This is a genomic window from Streptomyces incarnatus, assembly GCF_001027185.1.
In the GTDB taxonomy this organism is placed as follows: domain Bacteria; phylum Actinomycetota; class Actinomycetes; order Streptomycetales; family Streptomycetaceae; genus Streptomyces; species Streptomyces puniciscabiei.
Genome location: NZ_CP011497.1, coordinates 5,512,298 through 5,531,321, shown reverse-complemented (window position 1 = coordinate 5,531,321; position 19,024 = coordinate 5,512,298). Strand labels below are relative to the sequence as shown.

Here is a 19,024-nt window from a genome sequence, read left to right as displayed (position 1 = left end):
GCGAGCGGCGCGGGTTCGGGTCGCGCCGGGAAGAGCGCCGGCACCGCGCGCGGCGGAGCTCTCCCCTGGCGCCTTTCCGCGACCGGCCTCACTCGTACCGGTAGATCCCGCCCAGGTCCTCCAGCTCGTCGGGGGTCACGTCCCACGGCGGCAGCCGCTCGTGCCGGGCCACGACCCGGCCGTGCTGGGCGTCGTGCGGGCCGGGCGGGTCGGCCGGGAGATAGCGGTGGCCGCGGTGGCGCCGCTGCCAGTGGGTCCACTGCAGGTCGACGAAGGCGTGGTGCAGCCAGAAGACCGGGTCGTTGGGGGAGGCGCCACCGACCATCACCCCGCCGATCCAGCGGTGCACCCGGTTGTGGTTGTGCCAGGAGACGCGGCCCGAGCCCTTCCCCCAGCCCTCCAGCCTGTTGCGGAACCCCTTGGTGACCGTCGAGTCCCAGGGCGCCGTGTCGTACACCGGATCGGCCAGCGCCGCCTCCACGTCATGGGCGGTCGGCAGCTGGATCGGGTCGACATGGTGGCCCAGGTCGCGGGTGAGGTAGGGCACGTCGGTCACGTTCTCGGTGATCTTCCAGTGGCCGGCCCGGTAGGCGAACGGGCCGCTCATCACCTGCCGGTCCGAGCGCCGCCCGTTGCCGCCCATCAGATCGTCGGTCCACGGCAGGGAGGTGGCCGTGCGGTCCCGGGTCCAGTCCCAGTACGGCACCGTCACCGAGTCGTCCACCCGGCGCAGCGCCCGCTCCACCTCCAGCACCAGCTTGCGGTGCCAGGGCAGGAAGGAGGGCGCCATGTGGGCGGTGCGCAGCCCGCGTTCACCGTCGGGGGCGTTGTACTCCATGTGCATCCGCACGAACTCGTCGTACTCGCCGCGCCGTTTGATCTCCAGCAGGGCTTCCACGAACCGGCGCCGCTCGGTACGGCTCAGCTTGGCGACGTTCTTACGCGTGTACGCCATGGCCGCCTCCCCCGTGCGTCGGCGCCCCGCCCATCGGTCCCGGTGCCAGGTCGCGCAGTTGCTCGTCGGGGCCCAGTTCGTCGACCGCAGCGCGGGCCGCGGCGAGTGGGGTGGCGTACGAGCGGTAGTGGTCGACCATGGTCAGCCAGCTGCCGTCGGCGCGGCGCATCAGGTGCAGTGGGCGGCCGTCGATCGTGACCTCCCACTGGGCTGTGGCGGCCCGGCGGCCGGTGCGGACCTCGGCGCCGCGGATGTGGCGCCCGCGGTAGGTCTCGTCGAAGGCGCCGGTCCGCCGGCTGTCGTCCGGGGTGTTCGGGGGCCGCTCACAGGCCGCGGCCACCGGGGCGAGCGCGACGCCGGCGGCCGAGGCGAGCAGCCTCCGCGTCACCTCCCGCCGGGTGCTCTCCTGTGGCCGCGCTCCGCCCGCGACCGGCGCTCCGCGCTGCCCGCCCACCGGGGCCGCGCCGACCTCTGGAACCATCGTTCCCTCCTCGTCCGGTCAGGTGTCCGAAGCCGTAACCGCCGAACGGCCCTCCCGGTCACCGCAGTGCGGCCGGACCGGTGACGGGAGCGCGGGGGCCTGCGCCGGAGCGGCAGGGGCGCCGGAGTGCTCAACTGGTCCAGAAGTCCCACCAGCGGGTCAGGACCAGCATGCCGACGACCCCGGTGTGCAGCAGCGGCAGCACCCAGGTGAACTCGGCGAGGAAGGCCCGCAGCGGTGCGGGCGCGGGCAGGAAACGGTGCAGTACGGCGAACGAGGTGACGTACCAGAACAGGACGATCGTGGCGACCCACGCCAGACAGCACCACAGGCACAGCGCGTTGATCCGGTACAGCGACTCGAACTGCAGCCACGACACGAACCCGATCCCGAACAGGCAGCCCGCGTCGAGGGCCAGCCAGTACCAGCGGGGGAAGGCGGCGCCGGCCAGCAGGCTCGTGCCCACGCAGATCACGACGCCGTAGGCCACCAGCCCCAGCATCGGGTTGGGGAAGCCGAAGACCGAGGCCTGCGCGCTCTTCATGACGCTGCCGCAGGACACCACCGGGTTGAGGCTGCACCCGGGCGTGAAGTTCGGGTTCTTCAGCAGCTTGAACTCGTCGAGCGTGATGACCCAGGAGGCCAGCAGCCCGGCCGCGCCGGTGAGGACCAGCAGAAGCCCGAGACCACGGCTGCCGCCCGCCGCCCGGACCGGCCGCGCCGACGCCATCAGGCGCCCGGGCCGAGGGCCGGGAGAGCGGAGTGGGCCGCGTCGGTCACGGCCCGCCCGGCGCGGCCCTCGACGCCCGGCCGCGGCCGCCGGTCGTCCCGGGACGGCCGGGGCAGTCCCGCCCGGCCCGGCGCCGGCCGGACCGTCGGGCCCGGCCGGGCGGAACTGCCCTGGCCGGCGGGGCGGAAGGAGCGCGTGTCGCCGGGGGTGGAGGTCACCGCGCGACCTTATCGGCACCCCCGGGACGGCTCGGCCGACCGCTCACCCGACCGGTGGAGCACACCCGGCGCTCCACACGATCGGGGGACACCGGGGGGGCCGTGCGGGGCCGCCGCCAGGACTTCCGGCAGCGCACGGAGGCCCGGCGCCGTGCCCGAGGGACCCCGGCGCGACCGGGACCGCCTGACGCACGCTCCCCCGGGGCCGCAGCAGGCCCCGCCCGCTCCCCCGCCCGGCCTTCGGGCGGCCGGGCCACGTGACCCGCTGCTAGAGGCCCAGCAGGGAGGCGAGGAGTCCGAGGAGGCCGGACAGGACTCCGTGGGACGCGCCGGTCACCTGGTCGCCGTCGCCGTCGGTGGACGCCTTCTGCAAGGTGTCCAGTGCCTTGTCGAGCGTGGCCTGCGCTTCCTTCACGTTGTCGGCCTGTGCCCTGGCGTCACCGCCGGCGGGCGCCGAGGCGGCCGGCGCCGTCGCGGCCGCCTTCGCCACGGCGTCCTTGGCGGCCTTGACGAGCTTGGTCGCCTGGTCGGCGGAGAGCTGGCCCTTGTCGGCCTTGAGCACGGCGTCGAGCAGCGTCTTGACCGGCTCGAGCACGGTACCGAAGTGCCCGAGGCTGTTGACCTGGGTGAGGACCTTGTCCGCACCGGGGACGGGCGCCTGGGCGGTGGCCTGGGTGCGCTCCGGGGTCGAGTCGGCCGCGAAGGCCGTGCCGGTGACGCCGGCCAGCAGGGCTGCGCAGAGCGCGGTGGAGGCGATGCGTCGAACGGGTGGAACCCCCATGGACGTTCCTTTCGCTGGTGAACGGGATCTTGTGCCCACCGTGTGATCACCCACCGCCCCCCGCAACCGATCGAGCGCGTTCCGGTGAACCGCCCGTCCATTCGGGGCACGAGGTCCGCACGCCGGGCCCATTGACCATCCGCTACGCACGAGTAAGTTGACTCTTCGGTAAGTCCGCGTCAGCCGAGCCCGACCGGGGAGCCGTCATGGGCGTACGCAGGGACCTGAAACGCGCTCGGCGGCGCACCGACCTGGCGGCGCGTGCCCGCACCGAGCTGATCCGGGACGAGAACGGCACGGTGCGCGAGGTCCGTACCGCCCCGCTGGCGCCGCGCGGCTCCGGGGGCGGCATCGCCGACATCCCCTTCACCAACGCGCGGGAGGCCCCCGGCTCCGTGGTCCTGCGCCGCCGGGAGAACGGCACCTGGCACCCGGTGACCGCCGAGGCCTTCGCCCGCGAGGTCACCGCCGTCGCCAAGGGACTGATCGCGGCCGGTCTCGAACCGGGAGGCCGGGTCGCCGTGATGTCCCGCACCCGTTACGAGTGGGCGGTCCTGGACTTCGCGGTCTGGGCCGCCGGCGGTCAGGTCGTCCCGGTGTACGCCACCTCGTCCGCCGAGCAGGTGGAGTGGATCGTCCGCGACTCCGGCGTCCGTCTCGTCGTCGCCGAGACGGAGGAGAACGCCGCGACCGTCACCACCGGCACGGCCCGCCACCCCGCACCGCCGCGCGTCCTCACCCTCGACGCCGACGCGCTCGACGGCCTCACCGCCCTCGGCCGGGACACACCCGACGAGGAGGTCACCAAGCGCCGTACGGCCCTGACGCCCGACGCGGTGGCCACCATCTGCTACACCTCCGGCACCACCGGACGGCCCAAGGGCTGCGTCCTCACCCACGCCAACCTGTACGCGGAGGCCGCCAACACGGTCGAGCTGCTGCACCCGGTCTTCAAAGAGGTCACCGGCCAGGTGGCATCGACGCTCCTCTTCCTGCCGCTCGCGCACATCCTGGGCCGCACCCTGCAGATCGCCTGTCTGCTGGCCCGGATCGAGCTGGGCCACTGCCCGAGCCTCAAGCCCGGCGAACTGCGCCCGATGTTCCGGGAGTTCAGGCCCACCTTCCTGGTCGGTGTGCCGTACCTCTTCGAGAAGATCCACGACACCGGGCGCGCCACCGCCGAGCGGATCGGCCGGGGCGCGTCCTTCGACCGCGCGGACCGCGTCGGGGTGCGCTTCGGGGAGGCGTACCTCGGCAAGTTCCTCGGCACGGGCAAGGGGCCGGGGATCGGCCTGTACGCGGCCTGGGCGCTGTACGACCTGCTGGTCTACCGGCGCATCCGCAAGGAGCTCGGCGGCCGGATGCGCTACGCCATCAGCGGCGGCTCCCCGCTCGACCGCGACCTCAACCTCTTCTTCTACGCGGCCGGCATCATCGTCTACGAGGGCTACGGCCTGACGGAGACGAGTGCCGCCGCCACCATCGTCCCGCCGCTGGGGCCGCGTCCCGGCACGGTCGGCCTGCCGGTGCCCGGCACCGCGGTCCGCATCGCCGACGACGGGGAGGTCCTCGTCCAGGGCGGGGTGGTCTTCGGGTCCTACTGGAACGACCCGGCGGCCACGGACGCGGTGCTCACGGACAACTGGTTCGCCACCGGCGACCTCGGCTCCCTCGACATCGACGGATATCTCACCATCACCGGCCGCAAGAAGGACATCCTCGTCACCTCCGGCGGCAAGAACGTCTCCCCGGCCGTGCTGGAGGACCGCCTGCGCAGCCGCCCGCCCGTCGGCCAGTGCCTCGTCGTCGGCGACCGGCGGCCCTTCGTCGCCGCCCTCGTCACGCTCGACCCCGAGGCGGTCGCCCACTGGCTGTCGGTCCGCGGACTGCCCCCGGACACGCCGATGCCGGAGGTGGTCCGGGATCCACGGATGCGCGCCGAGGTGCAGCGAGCCGTGGACCACGCCAACGCGGCCGTCTCACGCGCGGAGTCGATCCGCGCCTTCGCCCTGGTGGAGGGCGAGTTCAGCGAGGAGAACGGGCTGCTGACCCCGTCCCTGAAGGTCAGGCGGCAGGCGGTCGCGGCCGCGTACGCGCGGGAGATCGAGGCACTGTACGGCGGATGAGCCTTTCGGGCAGCACAGAGGCGCCGTTCGGGTGAATTACCCGGCATATCCCCTGTTCCGGTTACTTCGGGTGTCCATATCTCGTTCACAGTCTGCAGGTCGTGGCACGCGTGACGCCCCTGTCATCGGGCTCCGTGGCCGGCTTCCGATTCCCCCTGAGAGGAAGACAACGAGAGTGCGACAGACCCTGAGCAAGGGATTGGTCGTGGCTGCCGCCGCGACAAGCGCCCTGTCTCTGTACACCCCATGGGCGTTCGCCGACTCCGATCCGTTTTCGGCGGTGACGGACGCACACGCCCCTGCGCTGTCGGCCGCCATGGCCGGCGACGACGGGGCCGATGACGGTGTCCCGGGCATGGCGAGCGCCGTGCGGGCGATCGAGCAGGCACAGGACGCCGTGCGGATGGCGCACAGGGAGGCCAGACTGATGGCCCCGGAGGCCCCGGCCCCGGCGGCAGAACCGAGTGACCAGCGCTCCTCCGAGGGTTCCGGGAGCTACGGCGACGACGACAAGACGAGCCACAAGCCCTCCCAGAGCTACGGCGACGACGACAAGTCGAGCTACGGGAACTCCGGAAGCTACGGCGACGACGACAAGTCGGACCACGGGGACGACCACAAGTCCAGCTACGGCGACGACGGAAAGTCGAGCTACGGGGACGACCACAAGTCGAGCTACGGGGACGACCACAAGTCCAGCTACGGCGACGACGACTCGAGCTACGGCAACTCCGGGAACTACGGCGGCGACGAGCACTGCGGGTGCTACGGCGAGGAGGAGAAGCCTCCGCCGCACCGTCATGTGCCGCCGCCCCACAAGCCGGAGCAGCCGCACCAGCCGCCGCACCGTGATGTGCCGCCGCCGCAGCACCACCGGCCCCCGGAGATGGCCCACACCGGCGCCGAGGGCACCGTCACGGCCGCGGCCGCCGGCGGGATGCTGCTGGCCGCCGGAACCGTGCTCTACCGGCGGGGCCGCCGGACCGCGGCCCAGAAGTAGTTCCCCGGGTGCCGGACGCCTCGCGCCCGGCACCCGCCGGTCATCCTTGTGGCCGATCGGCGCCGAGTCACCCGATTCCTTTGGTGCAATGAGCGTATATATGGCGGTCCCGGCAATTGGGGCATAGCCGCACCAAAGGAGTGGGGAATGACGTCCGAGTGCCGCCGATCCCTGAGGCGCATGGCCTTCATCGCCGCCGGCCTGTGCGCGGCGGCGGCTTTCATTCCCAGCCCGGTGCTCAAGGGCGACAGCGCGGCGCACCTGCTCCCCCGGCCCTGTGCACCGGTGGCGCGTACCATGCCGCCGGCCGTGTCCTCACAGTCGCGGCCTGCCGGTCCCCTCCGCACGGCATGCCCCGCCGACGGGCCGGTCCCGTCCTCGGGAGCGGCGACGCCCCAGCCCGCGTTCGGCGCGTACCTCAACTACGGGCCCCTCGGCGTGCAGCAGATCCAGGGCCTCAGCGACTGGCTGAACCACGCCGAGGTGCGCGTGGGGCACACCTACCTGCCGGGGGACCTGTGGAGCAACATCGAGGGCGCCCACGACTTCCTCGATCCCTGGGCCCGTTGGCGGCGCGCCAAGGCCGACCGGCTCCTGGTGGTCAACGTCCCGATGATGGAACGCAATGAGGACCACCTGCCGGACGCGGAGGTCAGGCAACTGCTGCAGCGCGCCGCGGCGGGCGACTTCGACCGGCACTTCCGGGTGCTCGCCGAGCGCCTCGTCGCTCTGGGGGTGCCGGACACGATCCTCGTGCCCGGCTGGGAGATGAACGGCATCACCTACACCCACCGCTGCGGCCCCGACCCGGCCGACTGGAAGACGTACTGGCGGCGCGTCGTCACCGTCATGCGCTCGGTGCCCGGGCAGCGGTTCCGGTTCGACTTCACGCCCAACCGGGGGGCGGACGCGGTTCCGTGGCCGCAGTGCTATCCGGGCGACGACGTCGTCGACATCATCGGCATGGACTCCTACGACCAGCCGGAAGGCATCACGTTCGACCGCCAGGTGTCCGAGCCCTACGGCCTGCAGTACCAGGTCGACTTCGCGAAGGCGCACGGCAAGCCGTTCTCGTACCCCGAGTGGGGTCTGTTCCGCAACGGCGACGATCCGAGGTACGTGCTGCGCATGCTCGCGTGGATGGACGAGCACAAGCCGCTCTACCACACGATCAGCGACTACTGTCCGCACGGGGTGTGGCTGTGCTCGGCCAATCCCCGGTCGTCCGCCGTCTACCGGGCGGTGCTGTCCGACGGACCCGCGCCGAGCCCCACCCCGAACCCGACACCCGCGCCGCCGGGCCCCGCCACACCCGCGCCTCCCGGCCCGGCCACACCCGCGCCTCCCGGCCCGGCCACGCCCGCGCCTCCCGGCCCCGCGGCGCCGACGACCGCGCCGCGCCCCTGCGGCCCGTGCCGGACGGCGGGGCACACCCGCTAGGCGGAACCGGCCGCGGTGGCGGTCCGGCTCATGACCCGCCGGACGCCGTCCCGCGCCGCGGCACCGCAGACGGCGGCGGCCAGCAGCGGCACGGTGCGCCGGCGAGACAGCAGGAAACGCTGGTTGACGACGGTCTCGGGCAGCCAGCGGTACTTGTACGGTTCCTTGCCGCGCAGGAAGCTCAGCACCTCGACGCTGCCGGAAGCGAGGTCGTCGACGGCCGCGCTGAGCATCATGGTCGTCACGTCCGCCTTGCGCTCCAGCAGCCGCGGATGGATGCCGTAGAGGTAGAGCCCCGCCAACCGCCGTGTGCCGATGCTGAGATCGACGGCGACGACCTCGTCCTCCAGCCGGTACTCCCGCACCACGGCCTCGCCGGACCGGACGAGCGCGACCGCCGAGCGGACCAGGTGGTCGAGGAAGCGCGGCCGCAGATGCTCACCGGTGACCTTCCTGCCCTGCCACTGCAGCCGGTGGAGTTCCAGCATCCGCCGCAGCGCCGTCCCCGTTTCCAGGTGGTCCACGGTGCGCCACTCGACCCCCAGCCTGCGCAGCTTGTTCTGTTTGTTGCGCACCAGCTGGGCGCGCCTCCGGGGCAGCCGTCCGGTCAACTGCTCCATGGGCAGGGCGGGGATCTCCAGGCACACCGAGTCGCTCAGCCGCCGGCGCGGCCCGCGCCAGGCTTCGTAGACGCGTTCCATCGCACTGCCGGGCCGTACCTCGCGGAAGTCGATCAGGGCGGTGCGGGCCAGGTCGGTCAGGGCGTCCGCCAGCGCGGCCGCGCCCTGCGCGGCCACCGCCTCGTCGAGGAGCACGTCGCAGTAGTCGGTGATGGCGCCGCCGATCGGCGCCAGCACCGGCAGGGGGCCGGGCAGCCGCATCAGCGGTGCCACCGCCACCAGGTCACCGTGCGCACGCACCAGGACCAGCCGGAGCCTTCCCGGCTTTCCGTACGACAGCCACCACGAGTGCAGCCAGGCGTGGCTCTGGAACGCCGTCGCGGACGGACAGGCCCGGTACAGGCGTTCCCACTCCCCCGCCAGGCCGGTGAAGGTCTCCTCGTCGGTGCACACCTCCACCGACAGGGCGCGCACGGGTGCGGTGGTCATCGCACGGCCTGCGCGTCGGCGGCGGGAGCCGGCCCCGGCAGCTGCGCCCGTCCCGTGCCGTCGTCCTCCACCGCCCGCCGGGGCCGGGCCAGCAGCACGAGGCCGCCCAGCAGGCCTCCGGCGGCGGCCCCCACGAGCGAGGTGAGCGCCGGGGACTCGGACGACGGCCTGGTGGGTTTCAGGGCACGGGACAGGCCCACCAGCGCGACGCCGGTGTCGTTCCTGGTCCGGTTGGACTGCTGGGTCAGTACGCCGGACACCGCGTTGGCGATGGCGGCGGCACGGGCGGGGCGCTCGGAGGTCGCCGTGATCGCGATCATCGGCGCATCCGGCGAGGTCGCGGCCTGGACGCTGCCGCGCAGCTTGTCCACCGGGACCCCCGCCTGCGCCTGCACCTGCCCGAGCACGGCGGGGTCGGTCACCACCCGGCCGTATCCCTGCGCGAAACCGAGTGCCGTCGCGGAGTCGGCCTTCGCCCGGTCGGCCGGTACGGCGATGACGTAGCTGGTGGCCGAGTACCGAGCCGGTGTCACCACTCCGTACACGCCCCCGGCGGCGGCGCCGACAAGCGCGCCGGCCGGGATGATCCACCGCAGCAGCAGTCGCCCGGCACGCGCGAGCGTCCGGCGCGGCGGTCGTACGGGCGACGAGGGGCTGTCGGACATCGGGGCCTCACTTCCAGGTTGAGCCGGACAGCACGGCCGTGTACACGTCCATCAGCTGACCGGCGGTTCGCTCGATGCTGTAGTGCCGCACGGCGTCCGGGACGGCACGCCCGCCCGGTCCCGCCGCACGCAGGCGCAGTAGTTCCCGGACGTACGCGTCGATGCCGCCGGTGACACGCCGGGCGCGCGGTGCGGTGTGCGCGGGCAGGTCGTCGATGGCGGGGCAGGTCGTGTAGAGCACGGGCAGCCCGGCCGCGAGCGCCTCCAGCACGGCCAGGCCGAAGGCCTCCTCGGCCGACGGAGCGGCGAGCACGTCCATGGCGGACAGCAGGGAGGACAGCGCGGGCGCGTGATCCCGGGGGGCCGGCAGATGCGGCCGTTCGCCCGTCAGCACCACCCGGTCGGCGACCCCCAGGTCGTGGGCGGTGCGCCGCAGTGCCTCCTCCTGGCGTCCACCGCCGACCAGCAGCAGCCGTACGTCCGCGGGGAGCCGGTGCAGCGCGTGCACGAGCAGGTCGAAGCGCTTGCCCGGGTCGAGTCGGCCGAGGCCGCCGACGACATAGGCGTCCTGGGGGATTCCGTAGAACTCCCGGGCCTCCGCGCGGCGCACCGCGTCGTAACGCAACCGGGACGCGTCGATGCCGTTCGGGATCGTCCGGACGCGCCGACCGGGCACACCCCACCGCCGCAGCCGTTCGGCCACCGTCGGCGAGACGGCGATCGTGGCCCGGCCGAGGCGCTCGCCGGCCAGGTACAGCGCCCGCACGCCCGCGGTCAGCCGGCGGCCCTCGATCCGGGTGTCGCCCAGGGAGTGCTCGGTGGCCACCACCGCCCGCACCCCGGCCAGGCGCGCCGCGAGCCGGCCGTAGAGACAGGCCCGGTACAGGTGCGTGTGCACCAGGTCGTAGCCGCCGGCGCGGATCAGCCCGGCCAGGCGGGGCAGGGCGCTCAGGTCGCGGTTGCCACCCATCCCGAGGTGGGTGACACGGACGCCGTCGGACCGCAGTCCGTCGGCGACCGGGCCCGGGTTGGCGAGGGTCACCACGTCGCACCGGACGGGCAGGTGCCCGAGCAGCAGACGCAGTTGCTGCTCGGCACCGCCGACGCCGAGACCGGTGATGACGTGCAGGGCTTTCACGGTGCCTCCAGGCCCCGCCCGCAGAGGCGGGCGAGGCGTGTCTTCAGCTCCAGGCGGGCGGCGGTGTCGGCCTGCCCGATGTGCACCCGGGGCAGGGCCAGGTCGCCGGCGAGGGCGGGGTGGGGAGCGATGGCACAGGCATAGCCGTATCCGGCGCGGCGCACGGCCGCCTGGGCCTGCGCGTCGACCCGGCCGTAGGGGTAGGAGAAGCCCTGCACGTCGGCGTCGATCAGCTCGGCCAGTAAGGCACGGCTGCGGCTGACCTCGGCATCCAGTTCGCGGGGACCGGCCAGGGTGAGGTCGACATGGGTGAGGCCGTGCGAGGCGATCTCCATGCCGGCGGCCGCGGCCCGGCGGATGCCGTCGGCGCCGAGGAGGCGTTTGCGCGGGCCGAGCGGGTCCCAGTCGTTCTCGCCGTCGAGCCGCCGGGCCAGCACGAACACCGTGGCCCCGCAGTCCCAGCGGCGCAGCACCGGCAGCGCCGCGGTCACGAAGTCGGCGTAGCCGTCGTCGAAGGTGAGTCCGACGAGTCCGCGCTCCCGTCCGCGTGCGCGGGCCGCGAGCAGCTCCCGCACGCTGACCCCGCGCAGACCGCGGCCGCGCAGCCAGGCGAGCTGGCGGTCGAGCCGGGCGGGGGTGACGGTGATGTTGTACGGGTCCTCCGGGTGGTCCGAGACGGAGTGGTACATGGCCACCCAGGCGGCGGGCCCCCGCTTCCGGCCTTTCCGGCCGGCCCGTTCGTGATCCGGTTCGCCGTCGAGCGGGGACGATACGGATACGTCAGCGACCATGGCTCATTCCTCGTGTGACGATGCGTCGGGCGACAGGCGTGGCGCGGGCGAGGACGGTCCGGGCGTCTGCCACGTCGAGAGCCCAGACCAGCGCGAGGAAGACGGCCGTCACGCTCACGCAGCCCACGGCCACGGCGGCCGGGGGTGAGGTGAACGGCCGTGCGCAGACGGCCCCGGCTCCGGCGGCGCACAGGGCCGCCCGCACCGGTTTGGCCAGTTCGGCGACGACCCGGGGGACGCGCACGGGGATGCTGCGGGCACCCGTCCCGAGCAGCAGGAGGAGGGCGGTGAGGGTGATGCCGGCGGCGTTGGCCGCGGCGATGCCGCGCGCCCCCCAGATCCCCACGGCCCAGGCGCCGGCGCCGATGTTGACGATCAGGCCCGCCGCCATCGCGCCCAGCGGGTACCAGGTGGCGCGGCCCGCCGAGAAGTACGACCGTACGAGCGCCCCCACCAGGGTGTGGCCGAGCAGTCCGAGGGTGTACACCCGCATCGTGGAGGCGGTCGCGGCGGTGTCCGCGGCCGTGAACGCGCCGTGCTGGAAGAGCAGTTGGATGATCTGCGGCGCGCAGGCCTCGATCACGGCGATGCCCAGCAGCACGAGGCAGCCCACCAGGACGAGGTCCCCCTCGGTCCGCTCCCGGGCCCGCCGCAGGTCACCCTCGGCGACGGCCCTCGCCAGTACGGGAAAGGTGACCACGCACACCATCAGCGACAGCGACATGGGCAACTGCGCTACCTTCTGGGCGTAGTTGAGGTGCGAGATGGCACCGGCGGGCAGGGCCGAGGCGAGGTGGCGCTCGACGAACACCTGCGCCTGGCGGCACAGCACGAACAACAGCACCGAGGTGACCAGGGCCGGCGTCAGCGGACGCCGGTCGTCCCCGCCCGGCGCGGGCAGCGGCTGCGGGCCGGGTTCCCCGGCGATCCTGCGCCACAGGGACGGCAGCTGGACCGCGATCATCAGGCATCCCCCGAGCGCGACGCCCAGCGCGGCGCCCCGCACGCCCCAGCGATCGCCGAGGCCGAACAGCGTGGCGATGATCACGATGTTGAGCGCGAGAGAGGTCGCCGCCGGAGCGACGAACGAGCCGTGCGCGCGCAGCGCCGCACTGCAGTACCCGGCCAGGCCGAAGGTCAGCACGCAGGTGGCGGTGAGCCGGGTGCAGTCCGTGGCGAGGGACGCGTCCGGCAGGCTGGGGGCGAGGAGGGAGACCAGCAGCGGTGCGCCCACCATGATCGCCAGGGCCGCGGCGGCGAGGCCCAGGCACAGCCGGGGCAGCGACGCGGCGATCAGCGCGCGCACCGGGTCGCCCCCGCCCGGCACGCGGCCCCGCCGGGCCAGTGCCGCGCTGAAGGCGGGCACCAGCACATAGGCCATCCCGGCGTCGATCAGCAGCGTCGCCGCCGTCTCGGCCACGGTCCAGGCCACCAGGAAGGCGTCGGTGTCCGCCCCGGCGCCGAAGAAATGGGCCAGCGCCTGGTCCCGTCCCAGCCCGAGCACCGCCCCGGACACGGACAGCGCGGCGGAGATGAGGGTGGCCTTGGCGAGGAACCGGCCCGAGACGGTTCCGGGGAACGTCTCCTGCCCCGGGGCCGTCCCGGCGGCACGGCGGGTGCCGTCGGCGGCCGGGGAGTCCCCCGGGTCGCAGCCGTGCGCCGTACCCAGGTTGTGGCCGTCCGTCGTGCCCTGGTCGCAGCCGTGCGCCGTACCCAGGTTGCGGCCATCCGTCGTGCCCGGGGCGCAGACGTGCGCCGTGCCCGGGGCACAGCCGTGCGCCATACCCAGGTCGCAGCCGTCCGTCGTGCCCAGGTCGCAGGCGTGCGCCGTGCCCGGCTCGGGTGCTGTACCCGGCTCGGGTGCCGTGGGTGCGGGTGGGTCCGGTGCCACCGGGGGCGTGGGCGTCATCGCGGGAGCTCCGAGGCGGCCCGTTCCGTGGCGGCCGTTGCTCCGGGGGCCAGCGCCCACCAGGCGGCCAGCCCCAGGGCCACGGCCATCAGGACCGTGCTGGGGCCGCCGATGTCGGCGTACACGTAGTCGACGAGCTGCCACAGCAGCAGCCCGCAGGCCGCGACGGCACAGTCCGGGGCGCGTTCCGCACGCCGCAGCCGGCCGACCGCGCGGACCAGCAGCGCCAGCCAGCTGCCCGCCACCGTGAGCAGGCCCAGCAGGCCCTGCTCGCTGAGCATCAGCAGATACATGTCGTGCGGCGAGAGCAGGGGCTGGCGCCAATAGCCCCGGCCGGCTCCCTCCGTGTCGCTGCCCGACGACAGGGAAAGCGGGGCGTGCCCGTCCCGGTACGCGGGGAAGGCCTTCAGCCCGACGCCCGTCACGGGGTGTTCGCGCCACATGCCGGTGGCCGCCGCCCAGAGGCTGTAGCGGTCGATCACGGACTGGTCCGGTGCGTCGGTGACCCGGGTGATGCTGGTCAGCCGTTCCTGCAGCGCCGTGGTGCCGACACCGAACCCGCCCACCAGTACCACCGCGGCCGCGACCGCCGCCGCGCCCACCTTGGCCGCGCGCCGTACCCCGGCCGACAGCAGCTGCGCCCCGCAGGCGAGGGCAGTGGCGATCCAGGAACCCCGGCTGAAGGACACCGTGAGCGGCGCCAGCAGCACCAGCGCACACCCGGCCGCCACGACCCGCTGCCGCCGGGCCGGTGCCCCGAGGGCGAGGCCGGTCGCGGCCACCACCCCGAACGCCACGGCGGTGGCCATGTCCATCACATTGGTCGGCCCGAACGTGCCCACCGCCCGGATGTAGGCCCCCTGGTACGAGGCCCCGGTCCCGGTGAGGTACTGGTGCACCCCGATCGCGCCCTGCCACAGCGCGAGGCCGACCAGCGACCAGAGCACCAGCCGGGCGTCGCGCCGGTCCCGCAGCAGCACCACCACGGCGGCCGGAACGAGCACGAACGCCTGCAGATACCGGGCCAGTCCGGTGAGGGCGTCACCGGGCGTCGCCGCTCCGCACGCGGCGACCGCGATGCCCACCACCGGCAGCCCCAGGACGACCGCGGCCGTCGTGGTCAGCGGGCGCCGGGCCCGCCGCACGGTCCGTACGACGGCCCACAGCACGGCCAGCCCCGACACCGCGTCGGCGGGGGTGGCCCTGCTGTCCGGTGCGGCCGGCAGGCACAGCATGGCGATGATCGCCACGACGGGCAGGACCGGCGTGAGGCGGCGCAGCACCGGCAGCGCCAGGGGCCTCGCCGCGCTCGGCAAGGCCATCGGGGACGTGCTCACCGGCACTCAGCTCCCCGTCGGCCGTACGAAAGGCACCGCCGTCAGCGGCCGTACGAACGGCACCGCCCCGAGCGGCCGTACGAACAGCACCGCCCCGCGCCCGGCGACAGCGCTCCGCATCCGGTCGCAGCCGGCCTGAGACCGCCGGAACCGGGCCGGGGAGCAAGGCGGTTCGGGTCGCGGCCCGGCCGGGCGTGAGCGTCGGGAGCCCCGCCCGGAAGGCAGCCCTCGCCCGGTGGCGGCGCCGGGCGGGTCGAGCAGGGAGACGGCACGCCCCGCCGCCGGTGACCGCCGCCCGGCCGGAGGGGGAACGGTGCTTTCCGCGGTCATGTGGTGATGGACTCCCTGCTCTGGTTGGGTACCAGGACCGGCGGCGCGGTGGTGCCGAGCAGTTCGCGGTACACGTCGATCACCGCGTCCGTGGTCTGCTGTACGTCGTGGGCCGCGAGCACGTGCGCGCGGCCCTGCGCGCCCAGTGCCGCGCGCAGCGGTGCCCGGCGCAGCAGCGCGGTCAGGGCCCGGGCCAGCAGATCGGGGTCCTCCGGCGGCACCAGGCAGTGCGGCAGATGCCCGGGCGGCAGGCTCTCGCGTGCTCCGTCCACGTCAGTGACCAGGATGGGCCGGGCACAGGCCATGGCCTCCAGGGGGACGAGTGCCATGCCCTCCCAGCGGGACGGCAGGACGACGACGTCGGCGGCCCGGTACCAGGGGGCGGCGTCGGGTGCCGGGCCGGCGAACTCCACCGACGCGGGCGCGAGTGCCCGCAGCCGTCCGGCGTCCGGACCGTCGCCGACCAGTACCAGCCGGGCGGCGGGCTCCTGCCGCACGACCTCGGGCCAGGCCTCCAGCAGCACGTCCTGGCCCTTCTGCCGGCACAACCGCCCCACGCACACGACGAGTGGGCCCGTCGCGGACCGGGCGATGCCGCCCTCCGGCCGGAACCTGTTCGTGTCGACGCCGTTGGGAATCACCTGCCACTCGGCGGTGATGCCGCTCTGCTCCCCGGTGCGCCGCTCCGCCTCGCTCACGCACAGCACGCGCGTCGCCCAGCGCGCCCCGAACTGCTCCCAGCGCAGCGCCGCTTGGGCCATGACGCCGTCCACGGCCTCGAACGACCACACGTGCGGCTGGAAGACGGTCGGGAGCCGGCCGCGCACCGCGAGCCGGGCCGCGAGCCCCGCCTTCGCGCTGTGCGCGTGCACCACGTCGGGCCGCACCTCGCGCAGCAGCCGCGCCAGTCTCGCCACCTCTCCGGGGAGTTGGGGCCCCGGTGCGCGGGTCGCGTCCCAGGGCAGGACCCGGCAGCCGGCCGTGCGCAGGGCGTCCGTGAGCATGCCGCCTCGTGGGCAGGCCACGGCGACCCGCAGTCCCGCGACGCGCTGTGCCGCCGCCAGGTCCGCCACGAACCGGGCGACGCCGCCCTCCACGGGCTGCGCGATGTGCAGGACGTGCGGCTCGCGTGCGGCGGACCGCGCCGCACGGCGTGGGACGGAACCGAGGGGAATGCGCATGACCAGGGCTTCCCTTCCGAAGAAAACATTCCGAACGCGTCACGGGGCGCGTGAACGCAGTTTCGGCATAAACGCATCGGATTCAGTAGGCAACACTAGCCGCTTATCCGTCTTTTTCCGGGAAGCCGTCAACCAGTGTCGAAAACACGCCCTCATTCAGGGGATTAATCCGATAAAAATGTCGCACTGTCATTCAGGATGTATGAGTTCCGCGAACTTGTCGGCGCGGAGTTTCCCGCGGCGCCTTTCACTCGTTAGCCCAGCGGAAGCCAGATGAAAGGAACCCAATGAAGAATCTGAAGGCTGCCGCGCTCATGGCCGGCGCTCTGGCCATCGGCTGCGCTGCGGCGCCCGCTGTTGCCGCGGACCTGCCGGGGCAGGGCCTCGTCGAGGACGGGAAGTCGGTCGCCCGCACCCTCCCCAACGCAGCCGAGATGCCCACGGGTGAACTGGCCACCAACGTCAAGCAGACGGCACAGGGCGTGAAGAAGTCCGGCATCGTCAAGACCCCCGTCTTCGGCGGCGCCCTGCCGAACCCCCTCAACGGCAAGCCTCCCGTGGCGCTTCCGCTCAAGTAGAGGACATGCCCTGCCGGACCGCAAAGGCCGGCTCCGCCTGCCGCGGAGCCGGCCTTCGTCGTATGCGCGTTGTCCGGGAAAGGACAGGAAGCAGCCGACGGCCCGCCGACGCTCGGCGGGCCGCCAGGCTGGGGACTGCTCAGAAGAACAGGCCGCCGGTGTACGAGCCGAGCTGCGACTGGTCGACCGGGGCCGTGTTGCACGCGGCGTAGTGCGAGTTCGGCGCGATGGTCGCGGCGCCGCCGAGGACGCCGACGGCGCCGTTGGACCACGGCGCGATGCAGCGGCCGTCGACGAGCGAGCCGTTGGAGACGAGGAGGCCCTGCTGCGGGGAGTTCACGACGACCGGGGACTCCGAGAAGCCGTCGCCACCGGTGACGTTGGTGTTGTTGTCGTCGGCCGCAGCGGCGCCACCGGCCGCCAGGACGAGGCCCGCGGCCAGGACGGACAGGGCCGTAACCTTCTTACGCATAGATGCGCCTTTCAGATGGGAGGGGCGGGTCGGGCGGGAGCGTCTGCCGACGTCCCCGCCCTGCTCCGGATGGTTCGGAGCGCAAAGGGGGGCTCAGAAGAGCAGGCCGCCGACGTACGGGGCCTTCTGCGACTGGTCGACCTTGGCCGTGTTGCACGCGGCGTAGTGCGAGTTCGGAGCAATGGTCGCGGCGCCGCCGATGACGGCGCCGACGGCACCGTTGGACCAGGGCGCGACGCAGCGCAGGTCGACGAGCGTGCCGTTGGAGATGACGGCGCCCTGCTGCGGGGCGTTCACGACGACCGGGGACGACGAGAATCCGTTGCCGCCCTTGACCGTCGTGCAGTTGTCGGCTGCGGCAGTGCCGGCGGCCGCGAGGACGACGCCCGCGGCGAGGGCGGAGATGGCCGTAACCTTGTTACGCATGGAGTGTCCTTTCCGGACTGCGAGGGGGTTCACCTGCTCGGACGACTCGGAGCAGGGGTCAGAAGAGCCAGCCGCCCTGGTAAGGGGCCTTCTGCGACTGGTCGACCGTCGCGGTGTTGCAGGCGGCGTAGTGCGAGTTCGGCACGATCGTCGCGGCGCCGCCGAGGACGCCGACGGCACCGTTGGACCACGGCGCGATGCAGCGGCCGTCGACGAGCGAGCCGTTGACGACGACCACGCCCTGCTGCGGGGCGTTCACGACGACCGGGGACTCCGAAAAGCCGCCACCGCCAGTGACGTCGGTCGTGTTCGAGTGGGCGGAGGCAACGCCGGCGCTGCCGCACAGGGCGCTGAGGGCGAGGGCAGTGACGACCGCGAACTTCCTGGTCAACTCGGTTCCTTCCTGGATTCACGGTAAGCCGCGCTTACATAGCAAGAAACCGAAATATGTGGCGAAAAGTCACGCGGACAACGCTCATTCGGAGCGGATTCCACCGGATGGCGGAACAACTCCGTCCGCCCATTACCCCGACCGTATGCACCGTAATAACGCCCGGCGTGCGTCCGGCCCACTGGCAAGGAGGAGTCCAGTGGGCCGGACAGGCTTGAGGCGTATTTCCCGGCACGCATCGGGCGCCGGGCAGGTGCGGAACCACCGGTCCGGCCACGGCTTCTGGAGCTGGCGGCTCAGAGGCGCCGAACGGGGTCGAACCAGGCGTCCACCGGGGCGTTTCCACCCCGCGGCACTGCGGCGTCGGCCGCGGGTCGGGGTCTTCGGCGGACCAGAACCGGATCAGAGTGTCGGAATTCCGGTCCCGTCTCTGTCTTGCGAGCGGTCTCCGTGTCACCCCTGGTTGAGCAGGCTGCCGACACCGGAGCTGGTCGGCCCGTTCAGCGGGTGGAGCTGCACGGAGCCGGAGCCGAGCGGATTCTTCACCGGAATCGCGGGCTTCTTGTTGCTGCTGCGGCCCATACCGTCCAGGTACACCCCGGAGACCCTGGCCGCCTTGTTCTTGCCGGTGACCGTCGACGACTGGGCGTCGAACGCGCTGCCCTTGGTGAGGTTGCCCTGCTTGGCCACCCGCATCACCGTGTCCGCCGCGGGCACGAGCGCCGGAGTCACCTCGGTCTGGGACATGAGGCCGAGCGGGCCGGTTTGCGGGGCAGGTGCCTTGGTGGCGGCCGAAGCCGCCACGGCGGAACCACCCACAAGACCCGCACCAATGGCCAATGCCGCAGTGGTGAAAACTGCCTTCTTCATGATTCACCTCACTTGAAGTTACCTCTGATCCGACAGACGCAGAACATAGCAGTCCGGCGCACGCCTAAAGCGAGGCACTACTCCATACGCGTGAAT

The 19,024-nt window shown here is 73.1% G+C and carries 20 protein-coding genes; 4 read left to right on the top strand and 16 right to left on the bottom strand.

Annotation, left to right across the window (positions count from 1 at the left end):
- Positions 1 to 88: 88 nt before the first annotated feature.
- From ABB07_RS24930 to ABB07_RS24910, 5 genes are all read right to left on the bottom strand, one after another.
- Positions 89 to 955 (bottom strand): tyrosinase family protein, encoded by an 867-nt coding sequence (locus tag ABB07_RS24930; protein ID WP_208900801.1) that lies wholly within the window; start codon positions 953 to 955, stop codon positions 89 to 91.
- Positions 939 to 1,436 (bottom strand): tyrosinase family oxidase copper chaperone, encoded by a 498-nt coding sequence (locus ABB07_RS24925; protein WP_208900800.1) that lies wholly within the window; start codon positions 1,434 to 1,436, stop codon positions 939 to 941. Before ABB07_RS24925 ends, ABB07_RS24930 begins: the two co-directional genes overlap by 17 nt.
- Before the next feature lie 130 nt (positions 1,437 to 1,566).
- Positions 1,567 to 2,166 (bottom strand): vitamin K epoxide reductase family protein, encoded by a 600-nt coding sequence (locus ABB07_RS24920; RefSeq protein WP_208900799.1) that lies wholly within the window; start codon positions 2,164 to 2,166, stop codon positions 1,567 to 1,569.
- Positions 2,166 to 2,384, bottom strand: coding sequence for a hypothetical protein (locus ABB07_RS24915; RefSeq protein WP_208900798.1), 219 nt, complete (start codon positions 2,382 to 2,384; stop codon positions 2,166 to 2,168). The genes ABB07_RS24920 and ABB07_RS24915 overlap by 1 nt, the downstream gene beginning before the upstream one ends.
- A 268-nt stretch (positions 2,385 to 2,652) precedes the next feature.
- Positions 2,653 to 3,165 carry a hypothetical protein gene (locus ABB07_RS24910; RefSeq protein WP_208900797.1) on the bottom strand — a complete coding sequence of 171 codons (513 nt, stop codon included), beginning with the start codon at positions 3,163 to 3,165 and terminating at the stop codon, positions 2,653 to 2,655.
- 206 nt (positions 3,166 to 3,371) lie between these two features.
- Between ABB07_RS24910 and ABB07_RS24905 the strand changes: the two genes are divergently transcribed.
- The 3 genes from ABB07_RS24905 to ABB07_RS24895 all read left to right on the top strand — a co-directional run bounded on the left by ABB07_RS24905 (position 3,372) and on the right by ABB07_RS24895 (position 7,731).
- On the top strand, positions 3,372 to 5,291 hold the full coding sequence (locus ABB07_RS24905; RefSeq protein ID WP_208900796.1) for an AMP-dependent synthetase/ligase: 1,920 nt from the start codon (positions 3,372 to 3,374) through the stop codon (positions 5,289 to 5,291).
- Positions 5,292 to 5,571: 280 nt separating this feature from the next.
- Positions 5,572 to 6,291 carry an LPXTG cell wall anchor domain-containing protein gene (locus ABB07_RS24900; RefSeq protein ID WP_208900795.1) on the top strand — a complete coding sequence of 240 codons (720 nt, stop codon included), beginning with the start codon at positions 5,572 to 5,574 and terminating at the stop codon, positions 6,289 to 6,291.
- A gap of 147 nt (positions 6,292 to 6,438) precedes the next feature.
- Positions 6,439 to 7,731, top strand: a complete 1,293-nt coding sequence (locus tag ABB07_RS24895) for a glycoside hydrolase family 26 protein (protein WP_208900794.1) — start codon at positions 6,439 to 6,441, stop codon at positions 7,729 to 7,731.
- On the opposite strand, the gene ABB07_RS24890 is transcribed toward ABB07_RS24895, so the two are convergent.
- The 7 genes from ABB07_RS24890 to ABB07_RS24860 all read right to left on the bottom strand — a co-directional run bounded on the left by ABB07_RS24890 (position 7,728) and on the right by ABB07_RS24860 (position 16,191).
- Positions 7,728 to 8,840, bottom strand: a complete 1,113-nt coding sequence (locus tag ABB07_RS24890; RefSeq protein ID WP_208900793.1) for a GNAT family N-acetyltransferase — start codon at positions 8,838 to 8,840, stop codon at positions 7,728 to 7,730. The genes ABB07_RS24895 and ABB07_RS24890 overlap by 4 nt on opposite strands.
- Positions 8,837 to 9,505 (bottom strand): YveK family protein, encoded by a 669-nt coding sequence (locus ABB07_RS24885; RefSeq protein ID WP_208900792.1) that lies wholly within the window; start codon positions 9,503 to 9,505, stop codon positions 8,837 to 8,839. Before ABB07_RS24885 ends, ABB07_RS24890 begins: the two co-directional genes overlap by 4 nt.
- 7 nt (positions 9,506 to 9,512) lie before the next feature.
- Positions 9,513 to 10,643: a glycosyltransferase gene (locus ABB07_RS24880; protein WP_208900791.1), complete on the bottom strand. Its 1,131-nt coding sequence runs from the start codon at positions 10,641 to 10,643 to the stop codon at positions 9,513 to 9,515.
- Positions 10,640 to 11,434: a polysaccharide deacetylase family protein gene (locus ABB07_RS24875; protein ID WP_208900790.1), complete on the bottom strand. Its 795-nt coding sequence runs from the start codon at positions 11,432 to 11,434 to the stop codon at positions 10,640 to 10,642. The genes ABB07_RS24880 and ABB07_RS24875 overlap by 4 nt, the downstream gene beginning before the upstream one ends.
- Complete coding sequence (locus ABB07_RS24870; protein ID WP_244189503.1) at positions 11,424 to 13,343, bottom strand: lipid II flippase MurJ; 1,920 nt, start codon at positions 13,341 to 13,343, stop codon at positions 11,424 to 11,426. The genes ABB07_RS24875 and ABB07_RS24870 overlap by 11 nt, the downstream gene beginning before the upstream one ends.
- Entirely contained in the window at positions 13,340 to 14,665 is a 1,326-nt protein-coding gene (locus ABB07_RS24865) for an O-antigen ligase family protein (RefSeq protein WP_208903606.1), read from the bottom strand. The genes ABB07_RS24870 and ABB07_RS24865 overlap by 4 nt, the downstream gene beginning before the upstream one ends.
- A 341-nt stretch (positions 14,666 to 15,006) precedes the next feature.
- Positions 15,007 to 16,191 carry a glycosyltransferase gene (locus ABB07_RS24860; protein WP_208900789.1) on the bottom strand — a complete coding sequence of 395 codons (1,185 nt, stop codon included), beginning with the start codon at positions 16,189 to 16,191 and terminating at the stop codon, positions 15,007 to 15,009.
- 287 nt (positions 16,192 to 16,478) lie between these two features.
- Here ABB07_RS24860 and ABB07_RS24855 point away from each other — a divergent pair, with 287 nt between their 5' ends.
- Positions 16,479 to 16,769, top strand: coding sequence for a hypothetical protein (locus ABB07_RS24855; RefSeq protein ID WP_208900788.1), 291 nt, complete (start codon positions 16,479 to 16,481; stop codon positions 16,767 to 16,769).
- A gap of 139 nt (positions 16,770 to 16,908) precedes the next feature.
- Here the strand turns inward: ABB07_RS24855 and ABB07_RS24850 are convergent, their stop codons facing one another.
- From ABB07_RS24850 to ABB07_RS24835, 4 genes are all read right to left on the bottom strand, one after another.
- Positions 16,909 to 17,241, bottom strand: coding sequence for a hypothetical protein (locus tag ABB07_RS24850; protein ID WP_142218830.1), 333 nt, complete (start codon positions 17,239 to 17,241; stop codon positions 16,909 to 16,911).
- 93 nt (positions 17,242 to 17,334) lie between these two features.
- Positions 17,335 to 17,667, bottom strand: coding sequence for a hypothetical protein (locus ABB07_RS24845; protein ID WP_208900787.1), 333 nt, complete (start codon positions 17,665 to 17,667; stop codon positions 17,335 to 17,337).
- A 58-nt stretch (positions 17,668 to 17,725) separates the two neighbouring features.
- On the bottom strand, positions 17,726 to 18,058 hold the full coding sequence (locus ABB07_RS24840) for a hypothetical protein (RefSeq protein WP_208900786.1): 333 nt from the start codon (positions 18,056 to 18,058) through the stop codon (positions 17,726 to 17,728).
- A gap of 453 nt (positions 18,059 to 18,511) precedes the next feature.
- Positions 18,512 to 18,805: a hypothetical protein gene (locus tag ABB07_RS24835; protein ID WP_244189502.1), complete on the bottom strand. Its 294-nt coding sequence runs from the start codon at positions 18,803 to 18,805 to the stop codon at positions 18,512 to 18,514.
- Positions 18,806 to 19,024 lie beyond the last annotated feature (219 nt).

Bases quoted from the DNA above. Each gene is read 5' to 3' on its own strand.
- ABB07_RS24930 (WP_208900801.1), bottom strand. From the start codon at position 955: ATGGCGTACACGCGTAAGAACGTCGCCAAGCTGAGCCGTACCGAGCGG.
- ABB07_RS24925 (WP_208900800.1), bottom strand. From the start codon at position 1,436: ATGGTTCCAGAGGTCGGCGCGGCCCCGGTGGGCGGGCAGCGCGGAGCG.
- ABB07_RS24920 (WP_208900799.1), bottom strand. From the start codon at position 2,166: ATGGCGTCGGCGCGGCCGGTCCGGGCGGCGGGCGGCAGCCGTGGTCTC.
- ABB07_RS24910 (WP_208900797.1), bottom strand. From the start codon at position 3,165: ATGGGGGTTCCACCCGTTCGACGCATCGCCTCCACCGCGCTCTGCGCA.
- ABB07_RS24905 (WP_208900796.1), top strand. From the start codon at position 3,372: ATGGGCGTACGCAGGGACCTGAAACGCGCTCGGCGGCGCACCGACCTG.
- ABB07_RS24895 (WP_208900794.1), top strand. From the start codon at position 6,439: ATGACGTCCGAGTGCCGCCGATCCCTGAGGCGCATGGCCTTCATCGCC.
- ABB07_RS24890 (WP_208900793.1), bottom strand. From the start codon at position 8,840: ATGACCACCGCACCCGTGCGCGCCCTGTCGGTGGAGGTGTGCACCGAC.
- ABB07_RS24885 (WP_208900792.1), bottom strand. From the start codon at position 9,505: ATGTCCGACAGCCCCTCGTCGCCCGTACGACCGCCGCGCCGGACGCTC.
- ABB07_RS24875 (WP_208900790.1), bottom strand. From the start codon at position 11,434: ATGGTCGCTGACGTATCCGTATCGTCCCCGCTCGACGGCGAACCGGAT.
- ABB07_RS24870 (WP_244189503.1), bottom strand. From the start codon at position 13,343: ATGACGCCCACGCCCCCGGTGGCACCGGACCCACCCGCACCCACGGCA.
- ABB07_RS24865 (WP_208903606.1), bottom strand. From the start codon at position 14,665: ATGGCCTTGCCGAGCGCGGCGAGGCCCCTGGCGCTGCCGGTGCTGCGC.
- ABB07_RS24860 (WP_208900789.1), bottom strand. From the start codon at position 16,191: ATGCGCATTCCCCTCGGTTCCGTCCCACGCCGTGCGGCGCGGTCCGCC.
- ABB07_RS24855 (WP_208900788.1), top strand. From the start codon at position 16,479: ATGAAGAATCTGAAGGCTGCCGCGCTCATGGCCGGCGCTCTGGCCATC.
- ABB07_RS24850 (WP_142218830.1), bottom strand. From the start codon at position 17,241: ATGCGTAAGAAGGTTACGGCCCTGTCCGTCCTGGCCGCGGGCCTCGTC.
- ABB07_RS24845 (WP_208900787.1), bottom strand. From the start codon at position 17,667: ATGCGTAACAAGGTTACGGCCATCTCCGCCCTCGCCGCGGGCGTCGTC.
- ABB07_RS24835 (WP_244189502.1), bottom strand. From the start codon at position 18,805: ATGTCCCAGACCGAGGTGACTCCGGCGCTCGTGCCCGCGGCGGACACG.